Annotated in this window: 15 protein-coding genes; 9 read left to right on the forward strand and 6 right to left on the reverse strand. The window is 64.5% G+C overall.

Features of this window, described 5'->3' with window-relative positions; translation table 11 throughout:
• Positions 1-46 precede the first annotated feature (46 nt).
• A complete protein-coding gene (locus L8K25_RS00850; protein ID WP_242137039.1) occupies positions 47-514 on the forward strand; it encodes an Lrp/AsnC family transcriptional regulator in 468 nt (155 codons plus the stop codon).
• Positions 515-574: 60 nt separating this feature from the next.
• Here L8K25_RS00850 and L8K25_RS00855 read toward each other — a convergent pair whose 3' ends face one another.
• Positions 575-1855: a hypothetical protein gene (locus tag L8K25_RS00855; RefSeq protein ID WP_242137040.1), complete on the reverse strand. Its 1281-nt coding sequence runs from the start codon at positions 1853-1855 to the stop codon at positions 575-577.
• A gap of 198 nt (positions 1856-2053) precedes the next feature.
• Here L8K25_RS00855 and yaaA point away from each other — a divergent pair, with 198 nt between their 5' ends.
• The 4 genes from yaaA (at position 2054) to L8K25_RS00875 (ending at position 6726) form a co-directional block, all read left to right on the forward strand.
• A complete protein-coding gene (gene yaaA / locus L8K25_RS00860; RefSeq protein WP_242137864.1) occupies positions 2054-2806 on the forward strand; it encodes a peroxide stress protein YaaA in 753 nt (250 codons plus the stop codon).
• A 10-nt stretch (positions 2807-2816) separates the two neighbouring features.
• Entirely contained in the window at positions 2817-3512 is a 696-nt protein-coding gene (locus L8K25_RS00865; RefSeq protein WP_242137041.1) for an SDR family NAD(P)-dependent oxidoreductase, read from the forward strand.
• A gap of 89 nt (positions 3513-3601) precedes the next feature.
• Positions 3602-6373 carry a DNA gyrase subunit A gene (gene gyrA / locus L8K25_RS00870; RefSeq protein ID WP_242137042.1) on the forward strand — a complete coding sequence of 924 codons (2772 nt, stop codon included), beginning with the start codon at positions 3602-3604 and terminating at the stop codon, positions 6371-6373.
• Positions 6370-6726: a DUF952 domain-containing protein gene (locus L8K25_RS00875; RefSeq protein WP_242137043.1), complete on the forward strand. Its 357-nt coding sequence runs from the start codon at positions 6370-6372 to the stop codon at positions 6724-6726. Before gyrA ends, L8K25_RS00875 begins: the two co-directional genes overlap by 4 nt.
• Positions 6727-6860: 134 nt before the next feature.
• Here L8K25_RS00875 and L8K25_RS00880 read toward each other — a convergent pair whose 3' ends face one another.
• From L8K25_RS00880 to L8K25_RS00890, 3 genes are all read right to left on the reverse strand, one after another.
• Positions 6861-7154, reverse strand: coding sequence for a hypothetical protein (locus L8K25_RS00880; protein ID WP_242137044.1), 294 nt, complete (start codon positions 7152-7154; stop codon positions 6861-6863).
• A gap of 150 nt (positions 7155-7304) precedes the next feature.
• Complete coding sequence (locus L8K25_RS00885; RefSeq protein WP_242137045.1) at positions 7305-7736, reverse strand: DUF488 domain-containing protein; 432 nt, start codon at positions 7734-7736, stop codon at positions 7305-7307.
• Positions 7737-7800: 64 nt separating this feature from the next.
• Positions 7801-8289 carry a DUF4142 domain-containing protein gene (locus tag L8K25_RS00890; RefSeq protein WP_242137046.1) on the reverse strand — a complete coding sequence of 163 codons (489 nt, stop codon included), beginning with the start codon at positions 8287-8289 and terminating at the stop codon, positions 7801-7803.
• A 181-nt stretch (positions 8290-8470) separates the two neighbouring features.
• Between L8K25_RS00890 and trmFO the strand changes: the two genes are divergently transcribed.
• Positions 8471-9802: a methylenetetrahydrofolate--tRNA-(uracil(54)-C(5))-methyltransferase (FADH(2)-oxidizing) TrmFO gene (gene trmFO, locus L8K25_RS00895; RefSeq protein ID WP_242137047.1), complete on the forward strand. Its 1332-nt coding sequence runs from the start codon at positions 8471-8473 to the stop codon at positions 9800-9802.
• A 39-nt stretch (positions 9803-9841) separates the two neighbouring features.
• Here the strand turns inward: trmFO and L8K25_RS00900 are convergent, their stop codons facing one another.
• Both L8K25_RS00900 and L8K25_RS00905 read right to left on the reverse strand, forming a co-directional pair.
• Complete coding sequence (locus L8K25_RS00900; protein WP_242137048.1) at positions 9842-10318, reverse strand: EF-hand domain-containing protein; 477 nt, start codon at positions 10316-10318, stop codon at positions 9842-9844.
• A gap of 61 nt (positions 10319-10379) precedes the next feature.
• Positions 10380-11051, reverse strand: a complete 672-nt coding sequence (locus tag L8K25_RS00905) for a squalene/phytoene synthase family protein (protein ID WP_242137049.1) — start codon at positions 11049-11051, stop codon at positions 10380-10382.
• Between the two features lie 123 nt (positions 11052-11174).
• Between L8K25_RS00905 and L8K25_RS00910 the strand changes: the two genes are divergently transcribed.
• Genes L8K25_RS00910 through L8K25_RS00920 form a run of 3 tightly spaced genes read left to right on the forward strand, consistent with a single transcriptional unit; the run spans position 11175 to position 14574 of the window.
• Positions 11175-13256, forward strand: coding sequence for a TadE/TadG family type IV pilus assembly protein (locus tag L8K25_RS00910; RefSeq protein ID WP_242137050.1), 2082 nt, complete (start codon positions 11175-11177; stop codon positions 13254-13256).
• The gene (locus L8K25_RS00915; RefSeq protein ID WP_242137051.1) at positions 13253-13867 is read left to right on the forward strand and encodes a TadE/TadG family type IV pilus assembly protein; all 615 of its coding nucleotides are present in this window, start codon (positions 13253-13255) and stop codon (positions 13865-13867) included. Before L8K25_RS00910 ends, L8K25_RS00915 begins: the two co-directional genes overlap by 4 nt.
• Positions 13864-14574 (forward strand): hypothetical protein, encoded by a 711-nt coding sequence (locus L8K25_RS00920; protein ID WP_242137052.1) that lies wholly within the window; start codon positions 13864-13866, stop codon positions 14572-14574. Before L8K25_RS00915 ends, L8K25_RS00920 begins: the two co-directional genes overlap by 4 nt.
• The last annotated feature ends 2 nt before the right edge of the window (positions 14575-14576 follow it).

Here is a 14576-nt window from a genome sequence, read left to right on the forward strand (position 1 = left end):
CCCAATGGCGCGACGCCAAACGCGCTTTTCCCAGGAGCTACACGTAATGTCCTTTGATTCCATCGACCGGCGCATTCTGGAATTGCTCCAGGACGACGGCCGAATGACCAACGTCGATCTGGCCGAGCGCGTGGGGCTGACCGCGCCACCTTGCCTGCGGCGCGTCCGGGCGCTCGAGGAAGCGGGCGCCATTCTCGGCTATCATGCCGAAATCGACCCGGCAACACTTGGCTATCCGATCACCGTCTTCGCGATGGTCAGCCTGCGCAGTCAGGCGGAGCAGGATCTCGCCGCCTTCGAGCAGCATGTCGCGACCATTCCCGAGGTCCGGGAATGCCACATGCTGAACGGCGAGATCGACTTCATCCTGAAGATCGTAGCGAGCGATCTCAAGGGTTTCCAAGAGATTCTCATGACGCAGCTGACGCCCGCCCCGAATGTCGCCAGCGTCAAGACGTCGCTTACGATCCGCACGGCCAAGTCTCTTCCAGGGATCCCGATCCGCAGCCTCTGACCTGCAACGAAAAAGGGCGACCCGAACGGGCCGCCCTTTTTTTCCTTGGACAGAGACCCCTCAGGCCGCCGGCGGTGCCGCAACATAGGTCATCCAGAGGCGAGCGATCGACTTGTTCGGCTCGCTTGCAACCTTGGTGAGCGCTGCCTTTGCGCCTTCGCGGTCACCGGCCAGTGCCAGCGCCATGCCGAGATGCAGGCTGTTGCGGTCCGCATCCGTCGCGCCCTTGGTCTCCGCCAGGCGGTACATTTCAACCGCCTTGGTGTAGTTGCGCGATCCGAAATACGCATCGCCGGCCTGACCCGCGATGTCACCCTTGGCCGCTGCCTGGGCGTTCTTTTCCTTGGTTGCAGGCGGGGTGCTGCCGGCGATGCCGGTCTTGGCGGACGCCATCAGCTCCTTGCCGAGCACGTTCGTGGCCGGGACGACGTTCGATGCGGCGCCCTCGTCGAGAACGACCTTGGCTTCGTTGGGAAGGCCGACCTTGATCGCCGCGTCCGCATATTGCAGATATTCGGTCTGACCGGCCTGGCTCTTGGTCGCCCACATCAGGCGGAACAGGTCGACGCGGTTCTTGCTGTACTTCGCGGCGTTCGGGCCCTGGAAGCCGAACGTGTAGATCGCCGCGCGCCAGTTCTGCTTGGTGCCGTAATGCGACAGCCAGCCCGCCGTCCATGCGTCGCCAGCCTCATTCTTGCCGGCCTTGTACAGACGCGTGAACGCATATTTGTACCATGCCTCGGGCGGGACCCGACCAGCGGCTTCCTCTGCCTTGACGGCCATGTCGAGCGCGGCAACGCCGCCATCGACGTCGCCGGCTTCGACCTTGGAGCGCGCCATGTTCAGCAGCAGGTCGGAGTCGGTGTAGCCGAGATCCTTCGCCTTCTGATACCCGGCGGCGGCCTGTGCATACTGCTTCTGTGTGAAGTACAGCCCGGCCCGCTCGTTGGTGCGGATCGCGACTTCGTTCTTGGGGGTCGCGGGGTTGGCGATCAGTGCGTCGAGCATCGGCGCGAGCGCGGCCGCGCGCTGCGCATCGGTCTGGCCGGTGCTCTGCGCATTGACGAGCGAGAGGCGCAGGCTGCTCGCGATATACTTCTCATAGTCCGTCTTTGCGGCGGCATCCATCGCAGTGATGCTGGCTTCTGCCTTCGCGAGATCCTTCGGCGAGGCGTCGAGCGCTGCCTTGGCGCTGACGAAATTGTCGCGCACTTCCTTGGAGATCGTTGGCGCGGCGGGGGCCTCGTCCTTCTTCTTGGCGAACGCGGGTGCCACCAGGGCTGCACTGTTGATCGAGACGACAAGCGCCCCGGCCAGTGCGATCTTCGAAACCATCTTCATTGCCGAACTCTCCTCATGCCTCGAACGGGCGACCTTGCGGGGGAAATGCCTGAGCCGCTCTAGCGCCACCGGTAACACCGTCAAGCGACGCCGGTTGCCACTCACGGGCTGAACAACGTTTGAACTCCGCAAGGTTCCCGTCCGCCCGCATGGCGACAGGCTTTGACGATCGATCGGTCCCCGGCTACCCGCGCAGGGATGATCGCCCTGCTCTCCCCCGCGAAGACCCTGGATTACGACAGCGCGCTGCCGCCGATCGATCCAACCCGACCGTTGTTCGAGACCGAGGCGACGACATTGGCCAAGGCCGCGGCGCATCTGTCGCAGAAACGCCTGTCCGAGCTGATGAGCATCTCGCCCAAGCTCGCCAAGCTCAACGCGGACCGGTTTGCCCATTTCGCCGAATCGCCGGAGCGGCCGGCTCTGTTCGCCTTTGCCGGCGACGTCTACACCGGCCTGGAAGCCGCCACCCTCGATGCCCCGGCGCTCGACTTCGCGCAGGATCATGTTCGGATGCTGTCCGGGCTTTATGGGTTGCTGCGCCCCTTCGACGCGATGCGGCCGTATCGCCTGGAGATGGGCACGCGCTGGGCACCGCGCAGGGCTTCGCTCTATGACTGGTGGGGAGACCGGATCGCAGCGTCTGTGCGCGATGCGGTGCGCGATGAGGGATCGGGCGTCGTGCTCAATCTGGCGAGCCAGGAATATTTTCACGCCGTCGCCGGCAAGCTCGACGGCGTCCGCGTGATCGACGTGGACTTTCGCGAACCCGGTCCCGACGGCCCGCGCTTCGTCAGTTTCCACGCCAAAAAGGCGCGCGGAATGGTGGCGCGCTGGATGTGTGAGCACCGCATCGGCGACATCGAATCCATGAAAGGATTCGATAGCGACGGGTATCGGTTCGATCCCCACGAAAGCACCGACGATCGTTGGCGCTTCACCCGCAGCTAAGGAGCACGCCATGACCACTGCCGTCATCATCGGAGCCTCTGGCGGAATCGGCGCCGCGCTAGAAGCCGCGTTGCTCGAGGAAGGCGCGTTCGAAAAGGTCCATGGCTTCGCCCGCTCCTACGATGACGACCGCCATATCGACCTTCTCGACGAATCGACCATCGCTGCGGCAGCGGTGCAGGTGGCGAAGGGCCCGGCTCCCACGCTAGTGATCGTCGCGACCGGTCTGCTTCACGACGGCGAACGCGGCCCCGAAAAGGCGCTGCGCGAGCTCGACCCCGACTGGCTCGCCCGCCAGTTCGCGATAAACGCGATCGGCCCTGCGATCGTCGCGAAGCATTTCCTCCCGCTGATGCCCAAGACCGGGCGCTGCGTGTTCGCGGCGCTGTCGGCGCGGGTCGGGAGCATCTCGGACAACAAGCTCGGCGGCTGGTACGGCTACCGCGCCGCCAAGGCCGCGCTCAACCAGCTGATCCGCACGCTCGCGATCGAAGAAAAGCGCCGCAACGATCGCGCCATCGTCGTCGGGCTGCACCCGGGCACAGTCGACACCGCATTGTCGAAGCCGTTCCAGGGCAACGTCCAGCCCGGCCGGTTGTTCGATACGGAGCGTGCGGCGTTACAGTTGCTCGACGTGATCGAGGAATTGAAGGCCCCCGACACCGGCAAGCTGTTCGATTTCGAGGGTAAGGAAGTTCCCTTCTGATCGTTTCGGATGGCGTGCGGGGGTGGCGTTCGCACGCGCGACCGGCTAGGGTTGTCACGACCCCGTAACACAGCCGAAGGCGCCACAAATTGACCGACGAGACCGTACTCGCCGACCCTTCCGATATTGCCCCGATCTCGATCGTCGACGAGATGAAGTCGAGCTACCTCGACTATGCGATGAGCGTGATCGTCGCGCGCGCATTGCCCGACGTTCGTGATGGCCTGAAGCCCGTCCACCGCCGCATTCTCTGGTCCGCGTCGGAAAGCGGGTTCGTCTACAATCGGCCGTATCGCAAGTGCGCACGCATCGTCGGTGACGCGATGGGTAAATACCACCCGCACGGTGACAGCTCGATTTATGACGCCCTTGCGCGCATGACGCAGGACTGGTCGATGCGCGTGCCGTTGATGGACGGTCAGGGCAACTTCGGCTCGATGGATCCCGATCCGCCCGCGGCAATGCGCTACACCGAGGCGCGTCTCGCCAAGGTCGCGAATTCGCTGCTCGAGGATATCGACAAGGACACGGTCGATTTCGTCCCCAACTATGACGGGTCGGAGCGCGAGCCCGCAGTGCTCCCGGCGCGCTTCCCCAACCTGCTCGTCAACGGCGCGGGCGGCATCGCGGTCGGCATGGCGACCAACATCCCGCCGCACAATCTCGGCGAAGTCGTCGACGCGACGCTCGCGCTGATCGACGCCGCCACTGGCGCGCGCGACGAAGTGACCACCGACGAACTGATCGAGATCGTCCCCGGCCCAGATTTCCCGACCGGCGCGATTATTCTCGGCCGCGCGGGCGCGCGCTCTGCCTATGAAACCGGGCGCGGCTCGGTGATCGTTCGCTCGCGCTACGTGGTCGAGGAAGGCCGCGGCGACCGTCGCTCGATCGTCCTGACCGCAATCCCGTTCCAGACCGGCAAGAACGGCCTGGTCGAGAAGATTGCCGACGCCGCCAAGGAAAAGCGGATCGAAGGCGTCAGCGACATTCGCGACGAATCGAACCGCGAAGGCGTTCGCATCGTTATCGATCTTAAGCGCGATGCGACCCCGGACGTCGTGCTCAACCAGTTGTGGCGGCACACCCCCGCGCAATCGAGCTTCCCCGCCAACATGCTCGCGATCCGCGGCGGTCGGCCCGAATTGCTCAACCTGCGCGATATCCTGACGTCGTTCATCACCTTCCGCGAGGAAGTGATCACGCGGCGCTCGAAGTTCGAACTGGCCAAGGCACGCGAGCGCGCGCATCTGTTGCTCGGCCTCGTCATCGCGGTCACCAACCTCGACGAAGTCGTCAAGATCATCCGCGGATCGTCCAGCCCCGCCGCCGCGCGCGAAGCGTTGCTCAACCGTGATTGGCCGGTCGCCGAGATCGCGCCCTACATCAAGCTGGTCGAGGCGGTCGAAGCCGAGGTCACCGGCGACACCTATCGCCTGTCCGAAGCGCAGGTCCGCGCGATCCTCGACCTCCGCCTCCACCGCCTCACCGCGCTGGGCCGCGACGAGATCGGCAACGAGTTGCAGGGCCTCGCCGATTCGATCTCCGAGTTGCTCGAAATCCTCGGCAACCGCGCGAAGCTGTACGCGGTCATGCGCGAGGAACTCGTCGCGGTCCGCGCCGAATTCGCGACGCCGCGCCGCACCGAAATCGCCGCTGCCGCCGACGGCATCGACGACGAGGATCTGATCGAGCGCGAGGACATGGTCGTCACCGTGACGATGCAGGGCTATATCAAGCGCACCACGCTCGACACCTTCCGGGCGCAGGCACGCGGCGGCAAGGGCCGCGCCGGCATGGCGACCAAGGATGAGGACGCGATCACGAACCTGTTCGTGACGAGCACCCACACCCCGGTCCTGTTCTTCTCGACGCTCGGCAAGGTCTACCGGATGAAGGTCTGGAAGCTGCCGGAAGGTGGCGCCGCCACGCGCGGCCGTCCGATGATCAACCTGCTCCCGCTCGCCGAGGGCGAGACGATCTCGACCGTGTTGGCGCTGCCGGAGGACGAGGCCGAATGGGCCAAGCTCCACGTGATGTTCGCGACCGCGGGCGGCAGCGTGCGGCGCAACTCGATGGATGCGTTCACCAACGTGCCCACCGCAGGCAAGATCGCGATGAAGTTCGAAGGCATCGACGCCGACGACCGGCTGATCGGCGTTGCGCTCCTCAGCGAGCATGACGACGTGCTGCTCGCGACGCGCGCCGGCAAGGCGATCCGCTTCGCCGCTGACGAAGTCCGCGAGTTCCAGAGCCGCAACTCGACCGGCGTGCGCGGCATGCTGCTCAAGGGCGACGACAAGGTCATCTCGTTGTCGATCCTCCACCGCGTCGGCGCTTCCCCCGAGGAGCGCGAGGATTACCTCCGCTTCGCGCCGTGGAAGGGCGAACGCGATGGCGAGCCGACGATGGACACCGGCCGCTATCAGGAACTGATGGAGCGCGAGCAGTTCATCCTGACGGTCTGCGCCAACGGGTACGGCAAGCTGTCCTCGGCCTATGACTATCGCCGCACCGGTCGCGGTGGCCAAGGCATCACCAACATCGACAATATCCCGCGCAACGGTCCGGTCGTCGCAAGCTTTGCCGCAACCAAGGGCCACCAGCTGATGCTCGTCACCGATCAGGCGAAGGTGATTCGCACCACGCTCGGCTCGATGCGCGTGATCGGGCGGAACTCGGCGGGCGTGCGGTTGTTCGATGTCGGCAAGAACGAGCATGTCGTCTCGGCGGCACGGATCGAGGAAGCCGAAGGCGATGCCGAGGCGGACGTCCGCGACCTGACCAAGGTCGAGCTCGCGCCCGACGACGGCGCGAACACGAACGACGACAGCGCGGCTGGCCCGGAGGATGGCGAATGAGCGAATTGCCTCTCACTGCGTACAAAGTGCTGACCGCCGAGCAGATGGCGACGCTCGAGACGGAGGGGTCGTTCGCGGGGGCGACGGTCGACTTGGCTGACGGGTACATCCACCTGTCGACCGCTGCGCAACTGACCGAGACCGTCGACAAGCATTTCGCGGGGCAGACCGACCTACATGTCGCGGCGGTCGATCTGGGGTCGTTCGGCGCGGGACTGAAATGGGAGGAATCGCGCGGCGGACAGCTGTTTCCGCACCTCTACGGTGGTCCGCTGCTACTCGAGACGGTGATTGCGTACGGCGCGCTCGAACGCGATGCGGATGGCACGGTAAGGCTGCCCGTCGCGGGCTGATGCCATGTCCCGGCTATCGTCTCGGCCCCGCGGGGGCCTCGCGGACCGATGATTCCGGTGATGTAAGATGTGTTCCATGGCCCGGCGCGACCACCGGCGCATAGATTCCCGCCTGGATGCGGTTACGCTCCCGATCAGGACTGCAGATGGCCCGGCACGTAGCGATAGACCGTTCGAGATGCCTGGTTGAGTTCGATCGGCGCATCGTCGCCATCCGCGCTTAAAGTCGACACTGCATATTTATCGATCGACCGGCGCACATGGACGCCCGCGAATTTCCATGTCTGTGGATAGCCTGACACCGACTGCAAACCATGGGTGGCCGCGGTAAAGTCTTCCCAGTCATCCCAGCTCAATTCGAACTGACGCGGCAGCAACTTTCGGTCTCGGGCAATTTTTAACGCAGCGGACATGCGCGAGTACGGCATCGATTTCCTCGAAGGGATACTGGGTCTGGGAGGATATGGTCTAGCCAGCACCGCAACGCGATATCTGGTCTATTTGCGGTAAGACTACCCCGGACATCGCGCCCGCTCAAGACCCCACCGACGATGCGATACGAAATGACGATGACTGGATCAGCAGTACAAATCCACCACCTTGGCCCCGACCGCCTCCGCTTCCAGCAGCAGGGTGCGATGGCAATGCCGCGGGTCGCGCTCGTAACACAACAAGGCGCTCGGGCGTTCTGCGGCCAGCTCAAGCATCCGCGCGGCTTGTGCCTGCGCCTCGGGCAACTCGAGCTGGCCTGCATAGACTGCCTCGAGAGTCGCGACGTCCCCCTTCTTGGCAGCGTCGCGCCCAGCCTTCGGCGTGCCGAGCGCCTTCAGGTGGACATACGCAATTCCCGCTGCGGCGAGCGATGCCGCCAGTGATGTCTTCGAAAAACCAGGACGCCGCGACAGGGGCAGCGCCCGGACATCGATGACCTGTTCCACGCCTGCAGCGGTCAACGTGGACAGGAACGCGGCCATCGTCGTGGCTTCATAGCCGATCGTGAAAATCTTCATGCGATCACATATAGGGGCGGCGGCGGAAAAGTCCGCCACCGCACCCTCCTCGGGGCAGTCGCGCTTACATGGACGCGAGCATGTCCACGTGATGCTGCACGACCGGAACGATCTTGCCAGCGACCGCCTTCAGCGGTGCAGCCGTTCCCATCGTCGACTCGTCACGGTGCAAGGCCAACGCCTCCTGATGCGCCGCCTTCTGCTGCTGGATGTACAGCGAGTCGCGTGCCGTGCCCGATGCAGTGCGCAGCGCGGCGAGGTCCTGGCTCTGCTTCGCCGTGAGCTTTGGCGCGGCTGGATGCAGCCCCGCCTTCATTGCAGCGGCCTTCACCTCTGCGGTGCTCTTGGTATGATCGGTCACCATCATCCGGGCAAAGCCTTTCAGCTTTGGGTTGGTGGTCGACGTCTCGACGAGCGTGCTCGACTGGCGCTCGAACAGGTCGCCCGCCCCGGCTTTCATGAGATAAGTCGTCGACGTCATCGCGGGGGCCGCGAGTGCCAGCGACGGCGCCGTGCCCAGCGCAAGGGCTGCAACAAGAAAAGCGGTTCGCATCTTCATCTCCCTGTGGATCGGGCGACCACGCGCCCTGCTGCAGGAACGCTTCCGTCTGTTAATCGCCTCGCCGTCGCGGAGTCTTATCTGCTTGATCGATATCAGCGTCGGCGCGTACCTTTTGACGCAATCCGACCGTCGCGCAGTTGACCGGGTCGCGACGATGCCCAAAGGACGGCGCATGACACATGACATGCACATCATCGGCGGCGGCCTCGCCGGATCGGAAGCCGCATGGCAATTGGCCGAGGCCGGGTTCAAGGTCCGTCTTTCCGAAATGCGCGGGGCTCCGGCGGACAAGGGGGGCGAGATGACCCCGGCCCACCAGACCGATGGTCTGGCCGAACTCGTCTGCTCGAACAGCTTCCGTTCGGATGACGCCGACAGTAACGCGGTCGGGCTGATCCATCAGGAAATGCGAACCCTCGGATCTTTGATCCTGCGCGAGGCGGACATTCACAAGGTCCCCGCCGGTTCGGCGCTCGCGGTCGATCGCGATCGTTTTTCCGCAGGCGTCACGGCTGCGCTGGAGGCGCACCCCAACATCACGGTCGTCCGCGAGCGCATCGACACGCTGCCCGACACGCCGGTGATCGTCGCGACCGGTCCGTTGACTGCCGCAAGCCTCGCCTCCAGCATCGGTGGCGCCACCGGGGCGGACGCGCTCGCCTTCTTCGATGCGATCGCGCCGATTGTCCATTTCGACAGCATCGACATGGAGACCGCCTGGTTCCAGTCGCGCTGGAACAAGGGGGAAGGCAAGGACTACATCAACTGCGCGCTCGACAAGGAGCAATATCTCGCTTTCCATACCGGCCTGATCGAAGGCGAAAAGACCGAGTTCAAGGAATGGGAGCAGAACACGCCCTATTTCGAAGGCTGCATGCCGATCGAGGTCGCGGCGTCGCGGGGCGTGGACACGCTGCGCTACGGACCGATGAAGCCGGTCGGGCTCGATGACCCCCGCACCGGGCGCTGGCCCTATGCCGTCGTCCAGTTGCGCCAGGACAATGCCAGCGGAACGCTGTGGAACATCGTCGGCTTCCAGACCAAACTCAAACATTCCGAGCAGATCCGTCTGTTCCGCACGATTCCCGGCCTGGAGAATGCCGAATTCGCACGGCTCGGCGGGTTGCATCGCAACACGTTTATCCGTTCGCCCGAACTGCTCGATCCGACCCTGCGGCTCAAGGCACGTCCCAACGTGCGCTTTGCGGGACAAATCACCGGTTGCGAAGGCTATGTCGAAAGCGCCGCCGTCGGATTGATGGCAGGGCGCTTCGCGGTCGCGGAGCTGGGCGGCCGGGCAATGACCCCGCCCCCGGTAACGACCGCGCTCGGCGCACTGTTGCACCACATCACCGGTGCAGCGGTTGCCGACACGTATCAGCCGATGAACGTCAACTTCGGGCTGTTCCCGCCGATCCCCGGCCGGACCAAGAAGGCCGACCGCAAGAAGATGTACACCGATCGCGCCCGGGACGCGCTTGGCGCATGGCTGGCCGTGGCGTGATCCGCGTGCGCCAGGTCCGCCTTCCGGCCGGATCGGGCGTCAGCTTTCGTCGCCTGTCGAGGCCGTCGCGGGCGGCGGGCAATCCCGGCGAATGCGCGGGGGTTTGCGCTTTGGCGCGGTGGTAGCGAATTCGGCGGCGGTCATGCCGCCGGATTTGTCCTTGTCCGCTTCGGTGAATTTGGCTTCGGTCTTCGCCGCCCACTCCTCGAACGACAAGGTCCCGTCGTGATTGGCGTCCAGCTTGGCGAAGGCCTTGCGCCGAGGGGCGAGATATTCCTCCCGGCCGATCGTGCCGTTGCGATCCTTATCATACCGTTCGAACCGTTTCGCCTCGCGGGACTGCTCGCTCGCCGCCGGTGCCTGATCCGGCAGCCCGTCGGCAACCGTACCCTGCTGCGTGGTCGCCATCGGTGCTGCTGGTAACGCCGCAACGGATCGCGCGTTACGGTTGAAGAGCAGGACACCCGCCGCCACCAGGGCGAGTGTCGCCAGACACCCCACGATATACCGCCACATATCCCATATCCCCCCAAGACCCCGGGTGACGGAATATCCGGTTTGGCCGCCCTGGGGAAGCCTATCGCCCGGTCAGGCGATGCCAGGCAAGCCGTGCGATCCGCGACGGCGACGTGCTGGAAGCGGCATTCCCGGACGGCGTCGCGACGTCCATTCTGGCGCTGAGCGCGAGCGCGCCCAGCGGTCTCGCAGGTCGGCTCCAACGCACGCGCATCGCATCGTCCAGCGCGGCGCGCGCCAGCGCTGCCGGCAACGCTGCGGTCGCCGCGTCGCGCGAATGGCGTGCGAGATCCGCCAGCGCCCAGCCCGCGCCGGCCTGGTCTAGCGGATCGCTTGCCCGTGCCCCCAAGAGCTTCCCCGCAAGATCGAACAGGCGCGTGCCGCGCTGACGGGCATAGGCGTCCAGCGAGGCATGATCCAGTCGATCGGGTTCCAGCAGGACCTCCCAGCCATCCACCATCTCCGCCAGCGCCGCGCCCGCGACGCCGCGCGGCACGACCTCGGCGGCCAGCGCCTGCAGGATCGGCTGGGCCGGCGGCGGTGTAACGTCGAGCGCGGACAGCGCGTCATACCACCAGGTCAGCCGCATCTGCCCCACCATCGGCTCGCGCGTCGTCCGCAGGATCTGGCCGAGCGTATCGTCCAGCCCGAGCAGCGCCACCAGGGCGGGCCTTACGTCCGGCGTTACATAGGAGAGGGCAAGCGTGCGCTCCGGCCGGTCCGGATCGCTCACGCCGCGCCAGCCCGGCACGGATGGTTAGCGCCGCTTAACCATGCTCCCTCACCCGCGATTAGCCGATCTTGCGCCATAGCATGGCGGGAGATCGATGTGACGTTAGTAAGGAACGGAAGAGGCATGACCGGGCAAGCACCCAGAAATGCGGCGGCGCAGCGCGGCTTGCTGGCGTCGCTCGCCCGGGACGTGCGCGGCAATACGCTGGCCATGATGGCGATTTTCCTCATCCCGCTGACGGGGCTGGTCGGATCTGCGGTCGACATGAGCCGCCTCTATGTCGTCAAGGCCCGGTTGCAGCAAGCCTGCGATGCCGGCGCCCTGGCGGGTCGCAAGTTCATGATCGACAGCAACAGCACGACGCTCGACGCCAATGCCAACACCCAGGCGCAGGCGTTTTTCGGCAACAATTTCAAGAAGGATACCACTTCGCCGGTCGCGCCGGGATATATGGGCACGACGGCGGTAACCTTCACGCCGGCAAAGACCGCGGATAATCAGGTTTCGGGGTCAGCCAGCGCCACGGTGCCGATGACCGTCTCCCAGATTCTCGGAACCAAGTCGGTGGTCATCAGCGTAACGTGCGAAGCCCGCTACGACGTGGCCGACACGGATGTGATGTTCGTGCTGGACACGACCGGATCGATGGCATGCCTGCCCAGCGACACCGACTCCGCCTGCACGTCCTACGTCAGCGCCAACGCCACGACGGCCTATACGCGCCCTGCCGACTCCGCTCTGGGCGCAAGCAACGGCACGACCGGGAGCGCCAACGACAGCGTTGCCGGATATCCTGGATCGACGGGCTATGCGGTTCCCGAACGATCCGGATCCCGGATCGCGGCGGTCCGGTCCGCCGTCGTCAGCTTCTACACCACGATTGCGTCCAACGCCGATCCCTCGACGCACGTCCGCTATGGCTTCGTCACCTACACGTCCACGGTCAACGCCGGAGCGGCGATCATGGACGTGAACCCGTCCTTCATGATCGGGGGCGCGGGGACGTCCGGCGCGAAAACCTGGACGTACAATTCGCGCTACATCGATCCGAACAAGACCAGCCAATATCAGGTCTCTCAATCCTCGGTATACGACTCGACGTCCCAGTCGAACTGTTCGGGTTCGGTTCGTACGCCCGCCGCCGTCACCGGGCAGCCCTACACGTTCGACACCTCCAGCCGCGCTACCGTGGTCGGCAAAGCCTGGAACAGTGCACAGTCCGGTTCGAACAAGTGCCTGGTCACGACCACCACGTACGGCCCCTTGTGGACCTATGGTCCGACACCTCTGGACGTCAGTTCCTACCTGACGAACACGTCGATCATCGATCCCTCGAAGCTGGATGGAACCACCAACAGCTGGGCCGGCTGCATCGAGGAACGCGACACGACGTCGGGTGTCAGCTCGTTCAACGTCAACGCCCTGCCCGGCGATCTCGACCCGGATCGGGTCCCGACGTCGGACGCGACCCGCTGGCGACCGATGTGGTCCGAAGTCGTGTACGCAAGGAATTACAATGGCGGAAGCCCGTCCCCGTTCTTCAGCACCAGCAGCGTGATGGACAGTTCCAACAACGGCGGGGACACGGACAAGACCGCATTCTACAACAATGTGAACGGCTTCTCGTATTTCTATTATGGTAGCGGTTCCCTGCTGAAGGGCGGCCTCATCAGCTGCGGCAAGCCGGTCCGCCGGGTGTCGACGATGACCCAGCAGGACGTCACCAATTATGTGAATGCGACGGACTTCCGCCCCGTGGGCGGCACCTATCATGATACGGGCATGATCTGGGGCGTGCGCCTGCTGTCCCCTACCGGCGTCTTCAGCGGCGATACGGCCGCCTGGCCGGGTCGACAGTCCCCCAATCGCGTCATCGTCTTCCTGACCGACGGCGACATGGCACCCTCGACGTCGATCTACGGCATGTATGGCATCGAAGGATTGGACAAGCGCGTCACGAATGGGGACTTCGCCAACCAGAAAAACTATCACAACCAGCGTTTCCTCGCTGAATGTGCGAAGGCGAAGGCGTTGAATATCGACGTCTGGACCGTCAGCATCACGACCGACGCCACGCCCACCGCAGAGATGACGTCCTGCGCAAAGGTCCCTGGCCAGGCGCTGGTGACCGCCAGCGGTTCCGGATTGCAGACCGCCTTCCAGAACATCGCAAAGCAGGTCGCCATGCTTCGGATTTCGAAATGATGCGCCGCCCGATCGCATCGGACGTGCGCGGCGCTGCGCTGGTCGAATTCGCCTTCGTGGCGCCCGTGATGTTGCTGCTGATGATGGGTCTGTGCGACCTGATCTACCAGGTCTATGCCAAATCCGTCCTCAACGGCGCGGTCCAGAAAGCGGGGCGCGACGCGACCATTCAGGGCGGCGCGCAGCAGACGGATACGCTCGATGCGCGCGTCCTTACTGGTATGAGCGGGCTGTTCAGCCTGCCGACGAATTCCTGTGCGACCACTCCGGTCGCGGGAAGCTGGTGCTCCTCGCGCAAGAGCTATGCGACCTTTTCCACCATCGGGGCCGAACCGTTCACCGACAGCAACAACGACGGGATCCGTCAGGTCGGCGAATGCTACTCGGACATCAACGGTAACAAACAATGGGACGCAGATGCCGGGATCGCGGGCCAGGGCGGCGCGAACGACGTGACGCTGTACACGATGAGCGTCACCTACCCGCGCATCTTCCCCATCGCGGGTCTGATCGGCTGGCCGACCACCGTGACGATCACCACCACCACGCTGCTCAAGAATCAGCCTTACGCGACCCAGGCAGCCTCGTCGCCAGCGACGATCTGCACATGACCCGCCATGCCAACACCCTTGCACGGTTGCGCGCAGACCGCGGCGGCGTGGCGATGCTGGAGTTTGCCCTGTCCCTGCCAATTGTCCTGGCTCTCGGGCTGTACGGGATCGAGACGGCGAATCTGGCGCTGCTGAATCTCAAGATCAGCCAGATCACCCTGGCGCTGGCCGACAACGCCTCGCGCGTCGGAACGACCAATACGCTATCGCAGCAGCAGTTGCGCGAAGTCGACATGAACGACGTCTTGCAAGCCGCACGGCTGCAGGGCGCCGGCATCAATCTCATGACCAATGGCAGGATCACCATATCCAGCCTTGAGAACGTGCAGCAAAGTTATGACACTGCGCCGGTTCAGCGCATCCATTGGCAGCGGTGCGCCGGATTGAAGAGCGGCACGGCCTACGATTCAAGCTACGGGGCCACCAGTTCCAACGATGGCAGCGATGGAACGCAGGCAAATGACGGCATATTGGCGCCCAATGGCATGGGCGACGCCAACGCGATGGTCAGCGCCCCCAGCGGATCGGGCGTGATGTTCGTCGAGGTCAATTATCTGTACACGCCGCTGGTCGGCTACGGCATTTTCACGCCGTCGCGCATCCATTACGTCGCGTCGTTCATCGTGCGCGATCGCCGCGTCTTCACACAGATCTACAATCCGTCGCCGACCGCGACGGCGTCGACCTGCAACCGCTACACCGGGTGACG

It is taken from the genome of Sphingomonas sp. TREG-RG-20F-R18-01 (assembly GCF_022662475.1).
Taxonomy (GTDB): Bacteria; Pseudomonadota; Alphaproteobacteria; order Sphingomonadales; family Sphingomonadaceae; genus Sphingomonas.

Coding starts and splice junctions, on each gene's coding strand:
- L8K25_RS00875 (WP_242137043.1), top strand. CDS start 6,370: ATGAGCGAATTGCCTCTCACTGCGTACAAAGTGCTGACCGCCGAGCAG.
- L8K25_RS00890 (WP_242137046.1), bottom strand. CDS start 8,289: ATGCGAACCGCTTTTCTTGTTGCAGCCCTTGCGCTGGGCACGGCGCCG.
- L8K25_RS00900 (WP_242137048.1), bottom strand. CDS start 10,318: ATGTGGCGGTATATCGTGGGGTGTCTGGCGACACTCGCCCTGGTGGCG.
- yaaA (WP_242137864.1), top strand. CDS start 2,054: ATGATCGCCCTGCTCTCCCCCGCGAAGACCCTGGATTACGACAGCGCG.
- L8K25_RS00885 (WP_242137045.1), bottom strand. CDS start 7,736: ATGAAGATTTTCACGATCGGCTATGAAGCCACGACGATGGCCGCGTTC.
- L8K25_RS00880 (WP_242137044.1), bottom strand. CDS start 7,154: ATGCCGTACTCGCGCATGTCCGCTGCGTTAAAAATTGCCCGAGACCGA.
- L8K25_RS00920 (WP_242137052.1), top strand. CDS start 13,864: ATGACCCGCCATGCCAACACCCTTGCACGGTTGCGCGCAGACCGCGGC.
- L8K25_RS00915 (WP_242137051.1), top strand. CDS start 13,253: ATGATGCGCCGCCCGATCGCATCGGACGTGCGCGGCGCTGCGCTGGTC.
- L8K25_RS00855 (WP_242137040.1), bottom strand. CDS start 1,855: ATGAAGATGGTTTCGAAGATCGCACTGGCCGGGGCGCTTGTCGTCTCG.
- trmFO (WP_242137047.1), top strand. CDS start 8,471: ATGACACATGACATGCACATCATCGGCGGCGGCCTCGCCGGATCGGAA.
- L8K25_RS00865 (WP_242137041.1), top strand. CDS start 2,817: ATGACCACTGCCGTCATCATCGGAGCCTCTGGCGGAATCGGCGCCGCG.
- L8K25_RS00850 (WP_242137039.1), top strand. CDS start 47: ATGTCCTTTGATTCCATCGACCGGCGCATTCTGGAATTGCTCCAGGAC.
- L8K25_RS00910 (WP_242137050.1), top strand. CDS start 11,175: ATGACCGGGCAAGCACCCAGAAATGCGGCGGCGCAGCGCGGCTTGCTG.